16 protein-coding genes are annotated in these 18765 nt (G+C 62.1%); 6 read left to right on the forward strand and 10 right to left on the reverse strand.

What is annotated here, in order from left to right; genetic code table 11:
* Nucleotides 1-8: 8 nt before the first annotated feature.
* Nucleotides 9-1124 (forward strand): acyl-CoA/acyl-ACP dehydrogenase, encoded by a 1116-nt coding sequence (locus H7A12_04885; GenBank protein MCP5320147.1) that lies wholly within the window; start codon nucleotides 9-11, stop codon nucleotides 1122-1124.
* Nucleotides 1125-1463: 339 nt separating this feature from the next.
* On the opposite strand, the gene H7A12_04890 is transcribed toward H7A12_04885, so the two are convergent.
* The 6 genes from H7A12_04890 to H7A12_04915 all read right to left on the reverse strand — a co-directional run bounded on the left by H7A12_04890 (nucleotide 1464) and on the right by H7A12_04915 (nucleotide 6964).
* Nucleotides 1464-2252, reverse strand: coding sequence for an SDR family oxidoreductase (locus H7A12_04890; GenBank protein MCP5320148.1), 789 nt, complete (start codon nucleotides 2250-2252; stop codon nucleotides 1464-1466).
* A 69-nt stretch (nucleotides 2253-2321) separates the two neighbouring features.
* Nucleotides 2322-3515, reverse strand: coding sequence for a sulfate adenylyltransferase (gene sat / locus H7A12_04895; GenBank protein MCP5320149.1), 1194 nt, complete (start codon nucleotides 3513-3515; stop codon nucleotides 2322-2324).
* A 17-nt stretch (nucleotides 3516-3532) separates the two neighbouring features.
* Entirely contained in the window at nucleotides 3533-4150 is a 618-nt protein-coding gene (cysC, locus tag H7A12_04900; protein ID MCP5320150.1) for an adenylyl-sulfate kinase, read from the reverse strand.
* Nucleotides 4151-4217: 67 nt separating this feature from the next.
* Nucleotides 4218-5414 carry a sulfotransferase gene (locus H7A12_04905; GenBank protein MCP5320151.1) on the reverse strand — a complete coding sequence of 399 codons (1197 nt, stop codon included), beginning with the start codon at nucleotides 5412-5414 and terminating at the stop codon, nucleotides 4218-4220.
* Nucleotides 5411-6517, reverse strand: a complete 1107-nt coding sequence (locus tag H7A12_04910) for a DUF1214 domain-containing protein (GenBank protein ID MCP5320152.1) — start codon at nucleotides 6515-6517, stop codon at nucleotides 5411-5413. The genes H7A12_04905 and H7A12_04910 overlap by 4 nt, the downstream gene beginning before the upstream one ends.
* Before the next feature lie 27 nt (nucleotides 6518-6544).
* The gene (locus H7A12_04915) at nucleotides 6545-6964 is read right to left on the reverse strand and encodes a nuclear transport factor 2 family protein (protein MCP5320153.1); all 420 of its coding nucleotides are present in this window, start codon (nucleotides 6962-6964) and stop codon (nucleotides 6545-6547) included.
* 347 nt (nucleotides 6965-7311) lie between these two features.
* Between H7A12_04915 and H7A12_04920 the strand changes: the two genes are divergently transcribed.
* The 4 genes from H7A12_04920 (at nucleotide 7312) to H7A12_04935 (ending at nucleotide 13216) form a co-directional block, all read left to right on the forward strand.
* Nucleotides 7312-9843, forward strand: coding sequence for a TonB-dependent receptor (locus H7A12_04920; GenBank protein MCP5320154.1), 2532 nt, complete (start codon nucleotides 7312-7314; stop codon nucleotides 9841-9843).
* A gap of 153 nt (nucleotides 9844-9996) precedes the next feature.
* Nucleotides 9997-10443: a nuclear transport factor 2 family protein gene (locus H7A12_04925; GenBank protein ID MCP5320155.1), complete on the forward strand. Its 447-nt coding sequence runs from the start codon at nucleotides 9997-9999 to the stop codon at nucleotides 10441-10443.
* Between the two features lie 49 nt (nucleotides 10444-10492).
* Nucleotides 10493-11662, forward strand: a complete 1170-nt coding sequence (locus H7A12_04930; protein ID MCP5320156.1) for a hypothetical protein — start codon at nucleotides 10493-10495, stop codon at nucleotides 11660-11662.
* Between the two features lie 3 nt (nucleotides 11663-11665).
* Nucleotides 11666-13216 carry an alanine:cation symporter family protein gene (locus H7A12_04935; GenBank protein ID MCP5320157.1) on the forward strand — a complete coding sequence of 517 codons (1551 nt, stop codon included), beginning with the start codon at nucleotides 11666-11668 and terminating at the stop codon, nucleotides 13214-13216.
* Between the two features lie 156 nt (nucleotides 13217-13372).
* Here H7A12_04935 and H7A12_04940 read toward each other — a convergent pair whose 3' ends face one another.
* Nucleotides 13373-14080 (reverse strand): YebC/PmpR family DNA-binding transcriptional regulator, encoded by a 708-nt coding sequence (locus tag H7A12_04940; GenBank protein ID MCP5320158.1) that lies wholly within the window; start codon nucleotides 14078-14080, stop codon nucleotides 13373-13375.
* A 151-nt stretch (nucleotides 14081-14231) separates the two neighbouring features.
* On the opposite strand from H7A12_04940, the gene H7A12_04945 reads away from it, so the two are divergent.
* Nucleotides 14232-15263 carry a DUF481 domain-containing protein gene (locus H7A12_04945; protein ID MCP5320159.1) on the forward strand — a complete coding sequence of 344 codons (1032 nt, stop codon included), beginning with the start codon at nucleotides 14232-14234 and terminating at the stop codon, nucleotides 15261-15263.
* 351 nt (nucleotides 15264-15614) lie between these two features.
* On the opposite strand, the gene H7A12_04950 is transcribed toward H7A12_04945, so the two are convergent.
* From H7A12_04950 to H7A12_04960, 3 genes are all read right to left on the reverse strand, one after another.
* Nucleotides 15615-16427 carry an enoyl-CoA hydratase/isomerase family protein gene (locus H7A12_04950; protein ID MCP5320160.1) on the reverse strand — a complete coding sequence of 271 codons (813 nt, stop codon included), beginning with the start codon at nucleotides 16425-16427 and terminating at the stop codon, nucleotides 15615-15617.
* 248 nt (nucleotides 16428-16675) lie between these two features.
* On the reverse strand, nucleotides 16676-18055 hold the full coding sequence (locus H7A12_04955; GenBank protein ID MCP5320161.1) for a MotA/TolQ/ExbB proton channel family protein: 1380 nt from the start codon (nucleotides 18053-18055) through the stop codon (nucleotides 16676-16678).
* Nucleotides 18052-18762, reverse strand: coding sequence for a DUF3450 domain-containing protein (locus H7A12_04960; protein MCP5320162.1), 711 nt, complete (start codon nucleotides 18760-18762; stop codon nucleotides 18052-18054). The genes H7A12_04955 and H7A12_04960 overlap by 4 nt, the downstream gene beginning before the upstream one ends.
* Nucleotides 18763-18765 lie beyond the last annotated feature (3 nt).

Raw genomic sequence — 18765 nt, forward strand, 5'->3', positions numbered from 1 at the left:
AAGCAGCCATGGAACTCGAACCCACCCCGGAACAGCGCCAGATCCAGGACGCGGCGCGACGATTCCTGCAGTCCGAATGCCCACCGTCGCTGGTGCGCACACTACGCGAACAGCGCATGTCGTTGCCGCGCCGGATCTGGACACAGATCGCGGGACTCGGCTGGACCGGACTGCCGTTCGCGGAACAGCACGGCGGATCGGCCGCAGACTGGACGACGATGGCAATCGTGATGGAGGAGCTCGGACGCGCCTGCGATCCGACACCGTTCAGCGACTGCGTGCTCGGTTGCGGCTGGCTGATCCAGGATCTGGGAGACGCAGCACAGCACCAGCGCTGGCTGGTCCCGCTGATCGGCGGCGAGTTGCAGGCCGCGCTGGCCGCGCTCGAGGCTGGCGGCGACTGGAGCGCCGCCCGATGCACCACCACGCTGACACGAACGTCCTCCGGCTGGCGGCTCGACGGGCGCAAGCTCTTCGTCGAGAACGCGCCCGATCGCGACCTGCTGCTGGTGGCGGCCCGTGACAGCGCATCGGGGAAGTTGCGCCTCGCGGTGGTATCGCCACGCACTGCCGGCGTCGAATGCACGGCCCTGCGCTCGCTGGCGCACCCCGACCTCCACGAGGTGCGCTTCACGGCAGTCGGCGTGGCGCAGGCAGACCTGCTCGGTGGCGATGACATCGGTGCCGCACTCGATGCGGCGCTGCTGCGCACGGCGGTATTCCAGTCTGCCGCCGCGGTCGGTGGCGCACGCCGGGTGCTGGAACTGGCAACGCAGCACGTACGGCAACGGGTGCAGTTCGGACGCCCGATCGGCAGCTTCCAGGCGGTGCAGCACCTGCTCGCCAACGTATGGATCGACGTCGAAGCCGCCTGGCTGGCGGCCTACGAGGGCATCACCGAACTGGAGCGATCGCCACGCGCGATCGACAGGGCCTGTGCGGCCAAATGCATCAGCAACGAGGCATTCACCCGTGCCTGCTTCACCGCACACCAGGTGCTCGGCGGCATGGGTTTCATGTGGGAAACCGACCTGCACCTGTGGACGCGCAAGGCCAAGGAAATCGAGCTCGCGTGTGGCGGCCTGCCCTATCACCGCGCGCTGCTGGCCGCTGCGCTTGGGTGACACGCCCTGTCACGACCGCGATCGACTGCGTTGGATGCGAGGCGCCGACACCCCGACTGGATACGCACCATCTACCCCGTCAAGCGCTCATGAGTCCTGCGAGTGCGCCCGTGCCGGGCACACAAAAAAAAGGCCCGGCAGGGTAGCCGGGCCAAACGTTAGGAGACAACACTAACCAAACGACAAATGGCGATGACAGCAAGGGGATGAACCATCAATCTCCATTCGCGATATTGAGACTCGAGCACTGCATCCAAGTTCCACGATTTTCAAAAATTTTCTCTGTGCTTTGGAAAATTTTTGAGACCCCAATAAAAACAATGCGTTAAACAAAGACCGTCAGACGGAGAGAAACTCCCCGCCATTCACATCGATACAGGCGCCCGTCACCACCCGACAGTAGTCCGATGCCAACATCATCGCGACGCGCGCGCAGTCGGCATCCTCCGGAACATCGCCGAGCGGGATGTTGCGCGCAATTTCCTTGCGCATCGCCTCGACCGTAGTGCCGTGCTCGGCCGCTGCCGCACGCATATAACCTTCGACCGGTGGCCCCCACATCCAGCCCATCAGTGCCGAATTGACACGGATTCCGTAACCGCCGAGCTCCTTTGCCAGATACGCAGTGGCGACCCGCAGCGCTCCCTTCGATGCGGCGTAACCGCCCTGCGTGGGCATCGGCACCCGTGTCACCATGCTGTTGATCATGACGATCGCGCCGCCACCCTGACGCTTCATGTGCGGGACGACTTCCTGCGTGAGTTTCATCGTGCCGAAGAAATTCACGTCCATCGTCGCACGCCAGTCCTCCAGATCAGCCGACTCGATGGGCTCGAAGGTCCCGCCGACGTACGCACTGTTCAGCAGCACATCGACACGTCCGAAACGCTCCACCGTACGCCCGACCAGCGCATGACACTGGGCGCGATCGCCGATATCCGTCGGCACCTTCAGCACTTCGGTCCCCAGACCAAGCGCCACGATCTCCCGCTCCGCCTCGTCGAGCTTCGACGCAGTGCGTGCGCAGATTGCAAGTTTCGCCCCTTCCTGCGCCGCACACAGAGCCAATTCGACGCCCAGGCCCGGCCCGATGCCGGACACGATCACCACCTTGTTCGCCAACAGCATGGTATTTGCTCCTTCGTTATCAGAATCACGGGCTGCCCCTCAGCGGGACAGCCCGTTGTCGAGCCGATCCTACTTCCTGGCCTCGCTCTGGTAGTAACCCATCAGGATCTTCGCGATTTCCGGACGTGCGAATTCGATCGGCAAGTCCTGCCCGGCCGCCAGCATTTCGCGCACCTTGGTACCCGACGGTTGCACGAAGTCTTCCGGTGTGTGATCGGGGGCGTCACGCATCATCACCACACGGTGCAGTTTCTTCGAGTACGCGGTATGGTCGGCACGGAAGATCTGGATCGTGAGCGCACCTGCCGGCACTTCCTCGTCGAATATCGTCTGTGCGTCGAAGGCACCGTAGTAGCTGCCCACGCCTGCATGGTCACGCCCCACGATGAAGTGCGTACAGCCCGAGTTCTGCCGGAACACGGCGTGCAGAACCGCCTCGCGCGGGCCTGCATAGAGCATGTCGAAACCGTAGCCCGTGATCATCACGGTGTTCGGCGGGAAATACAGTTCGACCATCTTGCGGATCGCCGCATCGCGAACGTACGCAGGAATATCGCCGGCCTTCAGCTTGCCGAGCAGCATGTGAATCAGGATGCCGTCGGCACCAACCGCCTCCTTCGCCATCTTGCACAGCTCTTCGTGTGCACGATGCATCGGATTGCGGGTCTGGAACGCCACTACCTTCTGCCAGCCGCGCTCGGCGATCTCGTTGCGGATTTCGACTGCGGTACGGAACGTATCCGGGAAATCCTGCTGGAAGTAGCTGAAGTTCAGCACCTCGATCGGTCCGCTGATGGCAAATCGCCCGAGGCCGGTGAACGTCGCCACACCCGGATGCTTCGGATCCAGCGTACGGAAGATCTTCTCTGCCATGCCCGAGATTTCGGCCTCGCTGATCTCTTCGATCGCCTCGACCGTCTGCACCGCCAGCACCGGATTGCCGGGGACGTTCGGGTCGCGCAGTGCGATACGCGAAGCACCACGGATCGCTGCGACATCGCTGGTGAGGTTGAGTATCGGCACTGGCCAGAACAGCCCACTGGCCGTGCGCAGCGTCGACGCCACACCGAGCGCGTCGGCCTTGTTCATGTAGCCCTTCAGCGGGTTGAAATAGCCCGCGCCGAGCATCACGGCGTTGGCCGCCGCTGCCGAATTCAGCAGCAACGAAGGCAGCTTCTCCGCTTCCTGCGTCAGCGCCTCGTGACGCTCGGTGTCGTAGACGAAGCGCGGATCGAGCGTGTCGGAACCATGAGGTTTGATCATTGTGGCTTTACTCCGTGTCAGGCCGAAAGGATGCCGCGTTTTTCGAGATCGTGCAGCAGCATGTCGACTTCCTGCTGCAGTGTCATGCGGTCGGTATGCAGGTGGATCTCCGGCGCATCGGGTGCCTCATAGGGGTCGTCGATGCCTGTGAAGTTCTTGATCTCACCGGCGCGCGCCTTCTTGTACAGCCCCTTGGGATCACGCTTTTCGGCTTCCGAAAGCGCGCAGTCCACGAAGACCTCGATGAACGACATGCCCGATGCTTCATGCAGCTTGCGCACCACATCACGATCCGATCGATACGGGCTGATGAAACTGGTGAGGACGATTACCCCGCAATCGACGAACAGTTTCGCAACTTCTCCGATCCTGCGGATGTTCTCCTTGCGGTCATCGGCACTGAAACCCAGGTTCTTGTTGATGCCCAGGCGAACGTTGTCCCCGTCCAGACGGTAGGAAAGCCTGCCTCGCTTGTGGAGTGCGTCTTCGAGCGCCACCGCCACCGTGCTCTTGCCGCTACCCGACAGGCCGGTGAACCACAGCGTCGCCCCCTGCTGTCCCAGCAACTGGTGGCGATGCTCTCGCTGGATCTCCCCTTCGTGCCAATGCACGTTGGTCGCTTTCTGCTCCGTCATCTTTCTTGCTCCCTGTGGCCTGTCGATGAATGCGCCCGGCAGGACTGGATGCCCCCGGGTCGCGGAATCATGCCCCCGACGCGCTCGCGCGACGCAGCGGCAAGATATAACGTTCGCGGTATTCGCGGAAATCCGCCGCGAGCGCGTCTTCCGTGAATCCGTATTCCTCGAGAGTGTACTGATGCGTCGGGCGTGCCTCGCGGCGATTCATCTCGCGCCAGCGCTCCATTTCGGTGCGCGCCTGGTCGGTGAGGTCGATGCCTACGAAGTCGTACAGCCGGCGAATCTCGTCGAGCGGACTGCGCACCGTATCCTCGTACCACATGTCGAGGAAGCGTGCCTCATGCCCTGCATCCCGGAACTGCAGCGTGGTGCGCATCCCTGCCGCCCACTTGCGACACCAGTGCGCGCCTACTTCCTCCTTGCCGACCGCATCCGAAAACGGGCGATTCAGTGCGTGGATCATGCTTGCATACGACGGCATCAACTGCAGCGGGTCACGATGCGTCTGCAGCACCTGCACGTCCGGGAAGGTCGTGAACAGCGCCGCTGGAAAATGCAGGTGGTGCGGAGTCTTCAGGATCCAGCGTTCGGCCTGCTGACCAAAGCGTTTCTTCTGCCATTGCAGGAACTGCAGCAGGCGCTTCAGGTAGGTGTAGCCGGGCAACTGGTCCTGCTGTTCGAGCCACACTCCGAATTCGGGCATATGCGCATGAGACTCGGGCACGGTCGAGAAAAAGGACTGCTCGAGCAGCATGATCTCCTCATCCGGTCCGCGTGCGTCCATCGGATGGATCGATGCGAGTTCCGGTGATACCTCGAGCAAGGCATTCACCTCGGCCTCGGCGATCGCGATCCGCGGATCGGTGCCCGCAGCGAAATCGGTACCCGGCAGCGGTACCGGGAAGCGGACCTCGTACCACAACGGCGAATACATGCGGTGATCGGCCGAGATCGTACGGTGCATCATCGTGGTGCCGGTCCGCGGCAGACCCACGATGACCAGTGGCGTGTGGATCTCCTCCTCGAGGATTTCCGGGTAACGACGGAACCAGTCCTCCGCACGCAGGCGCGTGATCAGGATGTTGCGGATGCGCTCACCGAAATACGCGTAGCCGGCGACGTTGAGTCGCGCCTCGGTGTTCAGCGCGGCGACGAGGCGTTCGAGCGGCTCACGGAAGCTCGCGTCACCGAAGTCCGACAGGCCCGTTTCACACCGGGCTGCGTCGAGCAGGTTCGCAGCATTCAGGCCGTGTCCGCTCATTTCGGCAGGTTCTTCAATTCCGCAAACTTCACGACGCGGCTGGTCGGGTGCACGATCTCCCTGGAAGCGATCCAGCGAAAGCACAGCGTCCCGTTGCGATGGCCTGCCGTATCCAGCCAGTTGTCGAGCCCCGGATCACGATGCGCCAGGATGATGCGCACACTCCCGTCCGGTCGGTGCCTGGCCGTGTGCTTGTTCACATGGATACAGTGGTAGCGATAGTCGAGAGACTCCATCCAATAATTGTCCGCCTGCAGGTTCCAGGCACGACACTCGGGAATACGCTCGACTTCGATCACCAGCGCCTCGTCCTCGGCCAGCTCGAAGTAACCGTGATAGTAGAAGATGTTCTGGTCACCACCGACGGCATGACACAGTTTCTGGTCGGCCGGCGGCAGCTCATTCGGTCGCGGCAGATACGATTGACTCCAGTCCGCAAACAGCCGTGCGGTGTTGTTCACGAACGATGCAGCGGTACGCAACCCCGTTTCCAGTTGCTCCGCCGTCAAAGGCTCCGGCGTCGCACCGCGATCCAGACGTTCGATGGTGAGCTCTGCAGGCGTTTCGGCCTTGCGGTCCATGAAGGTCTGGCGTACCAGCAAGGCGATGGTCTCCGGCTCCATCGGCAGCCAGTTGCCGGCGTGTTTCCTGGAACTGACGATGATCTCGAAGCTCCCGTCGGGTTCCAGTTGCAACTGCTCGCCGTCGAGAAATCCGGTTTCGGTCTGCCTGGAGTTCTCGGCATAGCTGCCCTTGCTGGTCAGAAAGCTCAGGTAGTAGACCGTGCCACGCCGGCCACGGATACGGTATTCATGACGTCCGTCGAGCACTGCCTTCTGGTACAGGTTGTCCGGGTTGTCGGCACCGATCTTGATCGTCTCGTGGGACGGCACATAAAGAACCGGAAATGCCGGGTCATTGAACTCGAGGTACCACTCGAGCCCCGCGCGAGCAAGCCGGCTCAGGTAGCGGTAACCCTCGGCGCGGGTGAATGGGTCCGAAGGCGCTTCCGGGCGTTGAATCTGCTCTCCGGCTTGTTTCAGCGCATCACAGAATTCGGCCCACGCTTCGCCGCTGCTGACCCTGCGTTCGGAGTCGTTCATGCTGTTTTCCTCCCGCTACTGCAGTGTTCAGCCAGCACCGAGTTGCTGCAACTGTTGTTCAAGCTTCCTGTAATCCCAGTACGCACGCAACGATATCACCTTGCCGGCATCGTTCACCGTATAGACCGCAACGCAGCGCGTTCTCGCGGTCGTCCCGTCCGGCAGGCGGGTGATCAGCGTCTGTACGTTGGCGCAGGAATCTCCGGACGGAAAGGATTCGTGGATCTCGTAACCGGCGATGCCGTTCGGCATCACCGCATCCCAGAACGCCTCGATCGCACGCTTGCCGCGGTGCCCCAGGCCGGTCGGATCGAGCGGCGACACGCCGACGGGATCCTGGATCACGGCGTCGTCGGCAAACAGATCGAGCCAATCCTGCTTGCGGCCCGATGAAACGCAAGTCAGCGAGTCGAGCCCTGCCTGTTGCGCACGGTAACGGTTCGGCATCGCGTATTTTCCTTATAGTCAGATGGACGGGAAGCGTGTGGCTGAACTTAGCACGCCAGCGAACACGTCGGCATCATGCAAAGGGATGAAATCCCGGCGCTGCCTCATGATCCGGTCAAGACAAGTCAGCGCGGCCAGTATACGCAGCCACCCTGGTCGTGGGTACTTCATGCGGCAGCAGCGTGACCTGCTCGCCATGATCCAGATGGATCGTAAAAATCATTTACGGCCAAGGCAACCACCGTCTATCATCGACGGCGGATGACCGGCGCAGCGCCCATGCTGCAATCCGAAGCGTCGCCGCTCATCCAGCCGACAATTCGAATCACAACAGAGGTGACAACCCCATGCCGACCAGACGCGCCATTTCCCCCTTCCATGCCTCGGCACTTGCCGTCGCCATCGCCGCAACTGCCGGCACCGCGACTCCGGCAGCGGCCCAGGACTCACAGCGTGCAGCAGGACTCGAGGAGATCGTCGTCACCGCCCAGCGCCGCGAGGAGTCGCTGCAGGATACACCGATCGCAATCACTGCATTCACGGCGGACAAGCTGTCCAACCTGGGCGTTTTCGGCGTCTCGAAGATCGGCGATTTCGCACCGAACGTGGTGATCCAGAAGCAGCCATCGTCGAACGCGAACATGGGAATCGCGATTCGCGGCATGGGTATCGGCGAGACGCAGTTGCTGACGGACCCGAAGGTCGGCATGTACGTCGACGGCATCCTCATCAGCAAGTCGGTGGGTGGCGTATTCGATATCGCCGACATGGAACGCATCGAGGTGCTGCGCGGTCCGCAGGGCACGCTGTTCGGACGCAACACCACCGGGGGTGCGGTCAGCGTGACCACCCAGAAGCCGAGCGGCGAGCTGCGCGGCAAGGCAACGGCGTCGATCGGCAACTTCGGTTACCTGCGCTACGGCGGCAGCCTGGACCTGCCGGCAGTCGGCAATCTGGCAGCCAAGATCTCGTACAACCACAGCGAAACCGACGGCTGGGCAGACAACCACTACACGGGTGTGGCACAACAGCCGCAAATGCCGAACGAAAAGGTGGAAAAGGATCTTGCCTCGGAAGACAACGACGCGTATCGCCTCGCGCTGCGCTGGACGCCACGCGAGGACCTGACTTTCGATTACTCGTTCGACAGGACCGACAATTCGGGCGTGGCGACCCCGTTCCAGATCCTGAAAGTGAAGGACTATGTGAACACGGGTTTCGGCCATGAGGCCCGCGACTACCGGATGCTCACGGGTCCAGGTGGGCTGTTCGACCAGATGGCGCAGAACGTGTATCCGCGCAACAAGCGCCAGGAACACTTCATGTCCGACGAGGAAACCGAGGAATTCCTGAAGGTCAAGGCACATTCGTTCATCGCGGCGTGGGACGTGAATCCGAACCTGACGCTGAAGTACCTGTTCGGATCACGCCGGTCCAGCCAGGGCAACGGCAGCAACCTGGACGGCGGCGTGTACTTCGCGCGCGACCTGTTCTACGGCGTGTACGCAGGCAACAACGAGCCGATCCAGATTCCGGGCTTCCACTCCCGCGTCGTGAAAAATTCGGTCGAAATGGACTCGCACGAACTCCAGATCATCGGCAGCGCCTTTGACGACCGCCTGCACTACACCGGCGGCATCTTCACGTACAAGGAGGACGTGGCCGAAGTCAACCCGCAGACGTACTCGTTGCCGATTGCGTTCGTCGCCCCGCAAGGCGCAGCCACACCCATACTGGGCCCGCTCTACGACGCAGCCGGTTTCTGTCCGGCGATGTATGGTGGGTACCTGTGCGTAGGCTCGCAGCGGTTGCCAATCCCCGGTGCCAGTGACCCGGGCGTCCCCGGTGTGGTCGACTTTGCATACGGGCAGAGCGCCAGGTCGCTTGCGGTCTACGGGCAGACAACCTACGCGCTGACCGAGGCGCTGGACCTCACGCTCGGCATCCGCTACACGGAAGACGACAAGAAAGCGTGGGTGTACAACCAGAACATGCTGCGGGAACTGCCCACGCTCACCCCCGGCAATCCGGTTCGCGCCAAAGGGGACTGGGACAACGTCAGCTACCTGGCGAACCTCAACTACGCATTCACCGACGATATCCGCGCTTACCTGACCTATACCACCGGTTACAACGGCGGTGGCTTCGGCGCACGCGCCGCGAACGTTACCGACTTCCGGACACCCTATGACGAAGAAGAGGTCAAGGCGATCGAACTCGGCCTGAAGTCGGAGCTGCTGGACAACCGCCTGCGCCTGAACGTGGCACTGTTCCGCAACGAATACACCGACGCCCAGGTAGCCGTGTTCAAGGCTGGCGAAGGCGGGGCATCCTCGGCCATCGTCAATGCGGGTGCGGAGACGATCCAGGGCATCGAGTTCGACATCGTGGCGGTGCCGGTCGATGGCCTGACGATCGACTTCACCTACGGTTATCTGGACGCCAAGTTCGACGAATACATGTCGTACAACGCGAGCACCGGCCGGCTCGAGAACATCGCACGCAACACCACGGTACCGCAGGCTCCGAAGAACACCGCATCGCTCGGCGTGCAGTACGATTTCGAGCCGTTCAGCTTCGGTGCGCTGTCTGCACGGGTCGACATCGCCTACAAGGACAGCTTTGTATACCATCCGTACGAGAACGAATGGAACGCGCCGGACAGCCGCACGCTGGTCAATGCGCGTCTCAGCCTGAACGACATCCGGCTCGGCTGCTGCAACGACAGCAACAAGCTGCGGGTGTCGCTGTGGGGCAAGAACCTGACCGACGAGGAATACATCAACTGGGGTATCGACTTCGGCGCACTGGGCTGGTCGGGCGCGACCTACGGCGAACCTCGCACCTATGGTCTGGACGTGGTCTACACCTACGACTGATCAGGCAGGGGCGACCCACTGGTCGCCCTCTCAACCAGATGCGACTGACCATGTAGGGGCGACCGGCGGTCGCCCTTTTTATAGGCGGTCGCCCTTTTTAATAGGCTGTCGCCCTTTTTATATTTGGTTCTGCCCCGCACACGGAGGCTCCCGATGATGCTGGAAACACTGCTTGCCGAACGCGAGATCTACCGCGCGCTGGTGCGCTTTGCACGCGCAATGGACTACCGCGACTGGGGCGCGCTCGATGCGATCGTCGCACTCGATGCGAGTGCCGATCTCGGCATGGGAACGATCCACGGCCGCGCGGGAATCATCACGTTCATGCGCTCGTTCCTGGACGACTGCGGCCCGACCCAGCACCTGCTCGGCAACGTGATGATCGACGTACAGGACGATATCGCACAGACTTCGTGCTACGTCAGCGATATGCACAAGGGCAGTGGCGAGAAATCTGCACTGACCTTCTCCACGCTCGGCGAGTACCACGACAGCTGGGAGCGCGTGGGTGGCGTATGGCGGATGACCCAGCGCATCAAGCGCAACCGTGCGCAGATCGGTGACATCAGCGTGCTCGGTGCAGGGCCGACTTCACGCTGACGCCACGATGCTCCATGGCCGCAACAACCATCACATCGGGGAAACTGCAATGAAATTCCTGAAATACGGCCTGGGCATATCTGCTCTGCTCGTCATTGCATTGATAGTTGCATGGAAGCAGGCCGAACCCGCGCCACTGCCCGAGCACAGCGAAAGCGCCGCCCTGCTGGCTCCCGGCGCGTGGCAGACGCAAATGCGCGAATTCGACCTCGTCGATACGACGCGCCCGACCGACGCCAACGGCGATTTCGCCGGTGCTCCCGAACGACGCCTGCACACCCGCGTGTGGTTTCCGGTCAGCGACGCCGGCGGTACGCTACCGGCACAGGCGATGCCGCTGATCGTCTACAGCCATGGCTTCATGGGCAACAGCAGCGAACCGACCTATCTTGCGGAATACCTCGCCAGCCACGGCTACGTAATCGCGGCTGCGGATTTCCCGCTCACGAACACCGATGCTCCAGGAGGAGCCAACGTCTTCGACGTGATGAACCAGCCCGGAGACGTCAGTTTCCTGATCGATACCCTGCTGGCATGGAACAAGGATCCCGGGAGCTCGTTTCATCAGCGCATCGACCCGCAGCGCATCGCGATCGCCGGTCTCTCCCTGGGCGGAATGACGACCACACTCGCGGCCTACCATCCACGCGTACGCGACCCGCGCGTGAAGGCCGCCGTCTCGATCGCCGGCCCTTTCGAGCTGTTCGGACGCGCGTTCTTCGCCAATTCCGAGCTGCCATTCATGATGCTCGCGGGTGATGTCGATGCCATGGTTCCGTACCAGGACAACGCGCTGCCAGTGCTGGAACGCGTGAACAACGCCTGGCTGATCACCGTTGCCGGGGGTTCGCACATCGGCTTCGCAGAGCAGGCGTCGACGCTGCGCTGGCTGGACAACGGAGACAGCGTCGGCTGCTTTTTCATCCGTGACCGCACGCCGCAGAGCAGCGACGACACCAGTTACTTCGACCGTATCGGCAGCGAGCAGGAAGGCATCCTGCGTGGCATGAAGAATCGCCTGTGCGAGCGCAACCCGTTGCCGCCTGCAATTTCACCGCTGCTTCAACACCGCATCACGATGCTCGCGGTACGCGCGTTTTTCGAATCGGAACTGAACCCGGATGCAGCGATGCGCGAACGCTTCCGTCGCTATCTCGCCGAGCAGCTCGCGCCGGAGTTGGGGGGCGTGCGTATCGCCCGCTCCGATCCGCACCCGTAGCCCATGCGCCTGATCGCACTGCTCGGCCTTGGCGCAGGCGCGCTGCCACACCAGGCCAACGCTGCAGCCGGAAGCAGCATCGACCACCAGATCGCGGACGGCTTTGCGCCGTTTGCCGATGCGGTGGCCCGCTTCGTATTTGCGGCGATCGATTTCGGCGGATTCACCGTGCCGTGGATCCTGTTCTGGCTGATCGTCGCCGGCATTTTCTGCACGTTCTACTTCCGCTTCATCAATCTGCGCGGCATGGCGCAGGGCATGCGGATCATCCGTGGAGACTACGACCGGCCGGAGCATCACGGAGACACCAGCCACTTCCAGGCTCTTGCCACCGCGCTTTCGGGAACCGTAGGGCTCGGCAACATCGCCGGCGTCGCCGTTGCCGTCACGATCGGTGGGCCGGGAGCCGCCTTCTGGATGATCGTCGCCGCGCTGCTCGGCATGGCGACCAAGTTCTGCGAATGCACGCTGGCAGTGAAGTTTCGTCATTACCGTCCCGACGGTTCGGTCTCGGGTGGACCGATGTATTACCTCACGCACGGAATTGCAGCCGAATACCCGCACCTGGCACCACTGGGGCGCGTGCTCGGCGTGCTGTTTGCCGTGCTCTGTCTGTTCGGAACGATCGGTTGCGGCAACTTCTTCCAGGTCAATCAGGCGTACCACCAACTGCTGCTGATCACGGGCGCTGAGCACAGCCTGCTTGCAGGCCGTGCCTGGCTGTTCGGTGCGGTCATCGCGATCGCAACCGGACTGGTCGTGCTCGGAGGCATCCAGCGCATAGCACGCGTGACCGACAGGCTGGTCCCGCTGATGACGATCCTCTACCTCGCAGCCGGCCTGGTCGTGCTTGGCAGCAACGCCCGCGCGATTCCGGATGCCTTCGGCTTGATCTTCAGCGGAGCATTCACTGCGGCAGGCGTGCAGGGCGGCGTACTTGGCGCCATCCTGCAGGGCTTTCGGCGTGCCGCGTTCTCGAACGAAGCCGGAATCGGTTCGGCACCGATTGCGCATGCCAGCGTGAAGACCGACGAACCGCTGACCGAAGGACTCGTGGCGCTGTGGGAGCCGTTCATCGACACGGTGATCATCTGCACGATGACGGCGCTCGTGATCACGGTTGCCGGAGTCGGGAATCCGCTGCCACAGGCACAGGGCGTTGCCCTCACCTCGGCCGCGTTCGCGACCGTGATGCCGTGGTTCCCTTACGTGCTGGCCGTGGTCGTGCTGTTGTTCGCCTATTCGACGATGATCGCCTACTGCTACTACGGCACCAAGGCGGCGAATTACCTGTTCGGGGAAACCGTCACGGTCGACGTGTCATACAAGCTTTTCTATCTGGCGGTGACGATCTTCGGCGTCACGATGGACTTCTCCGAGCTGGTCGATTTCGCCGACGCGATCTACTTCCTGATGGCGGTACCGAACATCGTTGGCCTGTACCTGCTCGCGCCGGTCGTCAAGCGCGAGATGGACTCTTACTTCCTCCGCCTTGCGCGGGGAGAAATCCGACCGACACGCGAAGCGCCGGAGTACCTGCCGGGATCACCCTGAGCGAAGCGTGTGGCGATGCCTTCGCATCGGGGGGGCGTGTGCCGCAGGGATGCGGCACGCGAGCCTGCAGGGATGCATTTACGGCGTCCCACCGATGCGAAGGCATCACCACGCGCAGATCACGTCAATGCGCGAGAGACTTTTGCGACATCCTCTTCAGCCAGCCACCAGCGCCGCATAGACGTTCTGCACGTCATCGTCGGCATCCAGTGCCTCGAGGAAGGCCTCTACCTCGACACGCGCTGCAGCTGCATCCAGCGTCACCGGATTGTTCGGCTTGTAGCCCAGCACTGCCGATTGCACCACGAATCCGTACGCGGGCAACGCACGGCTCACCGCATCCAGATCGGTCGGTTCGGTCAGGAACAGCCACAGGCCGTCTTCCACGGGTTCGAGGTCCTGCGCGCCAGCCTCGATGGCCGCCAGTTCGGGATCCGCATCCGGACGTTCCGGCCGCGCCTCGATCATGCCGAGATACCTGAAATCCCAGGAAACCGAACCGGAATTGCCAAGCAGGCCCTTGCGAAACAGCATGCGGATGCTCATCGCGGCACGATTCTTGTTGTCGGTGAGGCACTCGACGATCACCGGGACCTGATGCGGCGCAAAACCCTCATACGTCACCAACTCGTAATGGACCGCCTCGTCGAGCAGGCCGGCACCCTTCTTGATAGCACGCTCCAGCGTCTCACGCGGCATCGAGGCTCGCCTTGCCTGTTCAACCGCCTTGCGCAGCCGCGAATTGGTATCGGGATCAGCCCCCCCGCGTGCCGCGACCATGATTTCCTTGGCCAGCTTGGTGAAGATTCGACCCTTGGCCGCAGCAGCATCCGCACGCGGCTTGGCTTTCCACTGAGCTCCCATATGATCACTTCCAGCAAGGAAACGTGCGGATTATAGAGCCTGCGCTGCAACCACGCATGAGACTGGAACGCACAGCAGCTTCGCCAGAAAATCGGACGGTGGAGGCATGCGGTATACTCGCGCCACTTCATCCGGACAAGGAGTCCCGTTCATGCACCGACGCGCGAGCCATTTCCGCACCACCCTCACACTGCTGGCGCTTGCAGCGACACCAAGCCTCAATGCAGACACCGTGCACCTGCAGGGTGGAGATCGTATCACTGGTACGATCGTGTCCAAGATCGGCGATGTGTTGACCCTCAAGACGACTTACGCGGGCGACGTGAAGATCACCTGGTCACAGGTCGAGTCGGTGGAAACCGACACACCCGCGCGCTTCATCCTCAAGGATCGCACCGCGATGGACGCCCAGGCCACGCGTGCGGCCGGAACGGCCGTAGTGCTGAAGGCCGGAGAGCTGATCACCACCGCTCCGGTGGCACTGGCCGACATCGAATACATCAATCCGCCGCCCGAGGTGAGCGGCGAAGGTGTCAGCGTCGGCGGGCACGCGAACCTCGGCCTGACCGCCAACCGCGGCAATACCGACAATGATCAGTTGTTCTACGACGTCGAAGCGGTGATCCGCAGCGTCAAGAACCGCTTCACGATCGGCGCTACCGGAACCAACAAGCAGGAAGATGGCAGGGACACGGCACGCGGCAACCGCGCCCACTTCAAATACGACCACTTCATCGATGACAAGTGGTACGCCTACGCGAATACGGACGTCGAGCAGGACGATTTCAAGGACCTCAACCTGCGCACGACGATCGGTACCGGAGCGGGCTATCAGTTCTGGGAAACACCGGAGCGCAATCTGGCGCTGGAAGGCGGCGTCACCTACGTGAACGAAGACTACGACATCGCCGAGGATGATGATTTCATGGCCGGCCGCTGGGCGCTGCGTTACACGCAGTTACTGTTCGGCAGCACGACCCAGTTCTTCCACATGCACGAAGGCATCGTCAGCGTCGATGATCCGGATGACACCCTGATTCGCATGCAGACCGGGCTGCGTTTTCCACTGGTCGAAAACCTGAACGCAACGATCCAGTACAACATCGACTGGCAGAACAACCCGCCGCCGGGCTTCAAGCGGACCGACAGCGGCTACATCGTCAGCGTCGGCTATCTCTGGTAGCGATGCAGCAGCCAAAGATCCAGGAGCAGCAAGAAATATGGCGCGCATGGCGTACATGACGCAGGAGACTGCCCCACCCGGGCTCAGCGGCCTGTTCGAGGAGACAGCGCGCCCAGACTGAAACGATCGATCGCTTCGACCGTACGCCGGGGACCAGACAACTGATGGAGTTGGTGCTTGCCGCAAATGCCTACATCGGACTCACGACGATCATGAATGCGTGTGCGATCGATCCCGAGCCGGGCATGTCACAGGAAACGGTCCTGCGTCTCGCAGGCGGCACACTGGGCGCTTCGGCGTGGGGAGGTGTGCGCAACGAACCGAGCTTCGCCGCCGTTACCAGCCAGCGAGTCACAGTCTGCGCCAGCGCGGGGGACGTCCTTCCTGGAAGGCATGCATCGACTCCTCCATGCAGCCGGTGAAGTAGCCCAACACCTGGGTGCGGTTTTCAAGCTCCATGGCGTGTCGAAGACTCGGCGCGTCCACATTCGCCCAGAGTCCCTTCTTCGTCATCCAGACCCCGTATTCGCTGTTTTCACGAATCGCCCGTGCCGTCTCCAGCGCACTTTCGAGCAACATCTCGGGAGCCACCACACGTGAAACCAGCCCCATACGCATCGCTTCATCGGCGCCGAACACACGCCCGGTCAGCATCAACTCTGCGGCTGCCGAAGCACCGACGAGGCGTGGCAAAAACCAGCTCGTGCCCACATCGCATGCCGAAAGCCCGGTCTTGATGAATACGGCACCGAAGCGAGCCTTCTCGCTCGCGATACGCACATCGCTTGCAAGCGCGATCGCAAGACCGCCGCCAACTGCAGCGCCGTTCACCGCGGCAATCACCGGCTTGTCGCACTCGTGAATCGCCAGCATCAGTTCCGCCAGATATTCCTGATACTTGTAGACAAAACCGAGCTGCGTCATTCCTTCGGTACCGGGGATTGCACCTGAGCCCGAGGCCGCCTTCAGATCGGCGCCGGCACAAAAGCCCTTGCCCTCTCCGGTGATCACCACCACACGTACCTGCCGGTCGCGGTTCAGTCCGCGCATGATCCCGCTCAGATCACCGATCAATTCCTCGTTCAGCGCATTCAACCGATCCGGACGGTTCATGCGCAGTTCGAGGATGCCTTCCTCGACCATGTTCTGCTGGATCATCGGCATGAGCGTCCACTCCATTCAGTGCGCAACAGGAATCCTGTGACCAATCCCGGACAAGGCAGCGCAGGCCCTCGTTCCGCAGCCAAACACCGCTCGCGCCAAGGAGACAACCGTAAACAGCGATGAGGCGTCCGTTTCCGGACGCCTCATGAGGGAAGGATGAAAACAGGCTCGGGATCAGCAGCAAGGACGACCGGCTACACCGCAGCGATCGCCGTCACCGTGCCCGCCACGCCAGCCTGGCGCAATGACTAGCCCTGATGTTTCTTCAATTCGTCTGCAAGCACCGCCTGGGCCTGCTCATCCAGAACCTGGGTAACGCCGTTCGAGAGCGCGGTGAGGCCGAAGTTGATGAACAACAGCGGAATCGCAATACCCAGGCCGAGTACCGTCGCGATCATTGCCTGGCCGATACCTTGCGCCATCAGCTTCGGATCGCTGGATCCGGTTGCCGTGATCGCATGGAACGTGATGATCATCCCCACCACCGTTCCCACCAGACCGAGCAGCGGGCCTGCGGCGATACACAGGCGAACGAACGCCTGGAATCGCAGCAGCCGAGGCATTTCGCGCAACACTGCTTCCGACATCACCAGTTCGGCCACTTCGGGATTTGCCGCCTTGCCTTCACCCTGGAACGCAAGCAGCACGCGACCGAGCGGATTGTTTGGCGTCGGCTTGGCGAGATTGCGCAACTGCGCCACAACCGACATCCGCGTGATCACCAGGTACACATACTGGAACAGGGCCAGCAACGCTCCCAGCACACCCACGAATATGATCAGGTAACCGATCACTTCACCGTTCTGGATACGCTGGATCAGGTCGGGTCGCTCGGACACCAGCTCGAGCAGTGGACCACGTGCCGGATCGACAACCGCCTTCACGTACCCGCCCGTTGCCTTCTCGAGTCTGGCCGCGATCGCCGCCCGGGCTCCGCCGAGCTGCGGACTCAGTTCCTTCAAATACCCACGCATCGGGTCGTAGGCGAGGTATTTCCCGCCGGACACCGCAATATAGGGACCGACACGAACGATCTCTTCCTCGGTGGGCTGCTCGGCGTCCGGCTTCAGCACCGGCCCCTTGAAGCGAACGACCTTGCCACTCTCGGTCATTTCGCGCTGCAGTTCGTACCACATGCGACTCAGATCATCGAACGATGGCAGCGTCTTTGCCGCTGCGATCCGCCGCATCAAATCCTCGCGGCTTTCCTCGCCTTCCGACGTGGCGAACTGCAGCGACTGGAGCGACTGATGCAGCACCGATGCCGAATCGCCCGCTACCTGCCGCGTGACACCGAACAATTCTCCCAGGTTGCCCTGGTACTGGTGCAGCAACGCCTGCATGTCCTGGATACGCTGGTCGTTGGCGTTCCATTCGGTGTCCAGTGCCTTGCTGCGTGCATCAGCACGCGCCCGGCGCTGAACCGCCTGCTCGGCTGCAGCCAGTTGCTTCTGCAGCTCCGCATTCTGCTGTACCTCGCGATCACGCCAGAGCTTCGCCTCGCGATCGCGCATCTGCTGCGCCTGGCGCTGGAGATCGGCCATCGATACGGCGGCAAACGATTCCTGTGCCGGCAGCAACATGCAGACGACGGCCAGCACGATGAGAAAACCACGAGTATTCCTCACGAGCCTACCTCCTTCGCTGCAGGTATCGGAATCTCGATCACGTCGGGTGCGAGTTCCTTGCGCGCCATTCGCAACGCCTTGGAAATCACGGACTGGTAGTCGTTGTCCACCACCCATTCGCCTCGCTCGGCATCCCAGTACCCCGCCTCGGTACCGTCGGCCGTCAGATACAGCAAGGCCACCCGTCCAACCCGCACGAAGTCGGCCTCGCGCCCATCGGGCAGGGTCGACTTGTAATCGGCCATATTGCGACCGTAGTCGATCTCGATCTGGTAAGCCTCGATGAGGCGACGGAAGCGTTCGCCCTGAGACGCCGTTTCACTGTTCATCAGCTCGCGGATGCGTTCGACTCGAGCCTTGCGGTCGGAAACCGTATCCAGGAAAGGCAGATCCTTCGCAACGAACTGCTCGAGCTTCTCGAACATACGCTGCAACAACGCCGGCATGTCCGCAGCGGTCTGATCCAGCGTCGCGATCTGCGCCTCCAGTTCCTGCAGCTCCTCGCCCTGCACTCCGATCTGGCGCTCGACCAGGCCGTTGTACGCAGCAATGCCTTCGGCATCACCAAGCAACTGCGCGTACCGGGTCGCAGCGGTCTCATCCGCCAGCACCCCACTGCCACCAGCGCACAGACTGAACGCGAGCACCAGAGGTGCCAGCTGACACAGTCTCCCCGAAAACCGTCCGTCACGCCTTGATATTGGCATCAC

It is taken from the genome of Pseudomonadales bacterium, from assembly GCA_024234165.1.
Lineage (GTDB): Bacteria > Pseudomonadota > Gammaproteobacteria > Pseudomonadales > UBA5518 > UBA5518.

Bases quoted from the DNA above. Each gene is read 5' to 3' on its own strand.
- H7A12_04885 (MCP5320147.1), top strand. From the start codon at position 9: ATGGAACTCGAACCCACCCCGGAACAGCGCCAGATCCAGGACGCGGCG.
- H7A12_04890 (MCP5320148.1), bottom strand. From the start codon at position 2,252: ATGCTGTTGGCGAACAAGGTGGTGATCGTGTCCGGCATCGGGCCGGGC.
- sat (MCP5320149.1), bottom strand. From the start codon at position 3,515: ATGATCAAACCTCATGGTTCCGACACGCTCGATCCGCGCTTCGTCTAC.
- cysC (MCP5320150.1), bottom strand. From the start codon at position 4,150: ATGACGGAGCAGAAAGCGACCAACGTGCATTGGCACGAAGGGGAGATC.
- H7A12_04905 (MCP5320151.1), bottom strand. From the start codon at position 5,414: ATGAGCGGACACGGCCTGAATGCTGCGAACCTGCTCGACGCAGCCCGG.
- H7A12_04910 (MCP5320152.1), bottom strand. From the start codon at position 6,517: ATGAACGACTCCGAACGCAGGGTCAGCAGCGGCGAAGCGTGGGCCGAA.
- H7A12_04915 (MCP5320153.1), bottom strand. From the start codon at position 6,964: ATGCCGAACCGTTACCGTGCGCAACAGGCAGGGCTCGACTCGCTGACT.
- H7A12_04920 (MCP5320154.1), top strand. From the start codon at position 7,312: ATGCCGACCAGACGCGCCATTTCCCCCTTCCATGCCTCGGCACTTGCC.
- H7A12_04925 (MCP5320155.1), top strand. From the start codon at position 9,997: ATGATGCTGGAAACACTGCTTGCCGAACGCGAGATCTACCGCGCGCTG.
- H7A12_04930 (MCP5320156.1), top strand. From the start codon at position 10,493: ATGAAATTCCTGAAATACGGCCTGGGCATATCTGCTCTGCTCGTCATT.
- H7A12_04935 (MCP5320157.1), top strand. From the start codon at position 11,666: ATGCGCCTGATCGCACTGCTCGGCCTTGGCGCAGGCGCGCTGCCACAC.
- H7A12_04940 (MCP5320158.1), bottom strand. From the start codon at position 14,080: ATGGGAGCTCAGTGGAAAGCCAAGCCGCGTGCGGATGCTGCTGCGGCC.
- H7A12_04945 (MCP5320159.1), top strand. From the start codon at position 14,232: ATGCACCGACGCGCGAGCCATTTCCGCACCACCCTCACACTGCTGGCG.
- H7A12_04950 (MCP5320160.1), bottom strand. From the start codon at position 16,427: ATGCCGATGATCCAGCAGAACATGGTCGAGGAAGGCATCCTCGAACTG.
- H7A12_04960 (MCP5320162.1), bottom strand. From the start codon at position 18,762: ATGCCAATATCAAGGCGTGACGGACGGTTTTCGGGGAGACTGTGTCAG.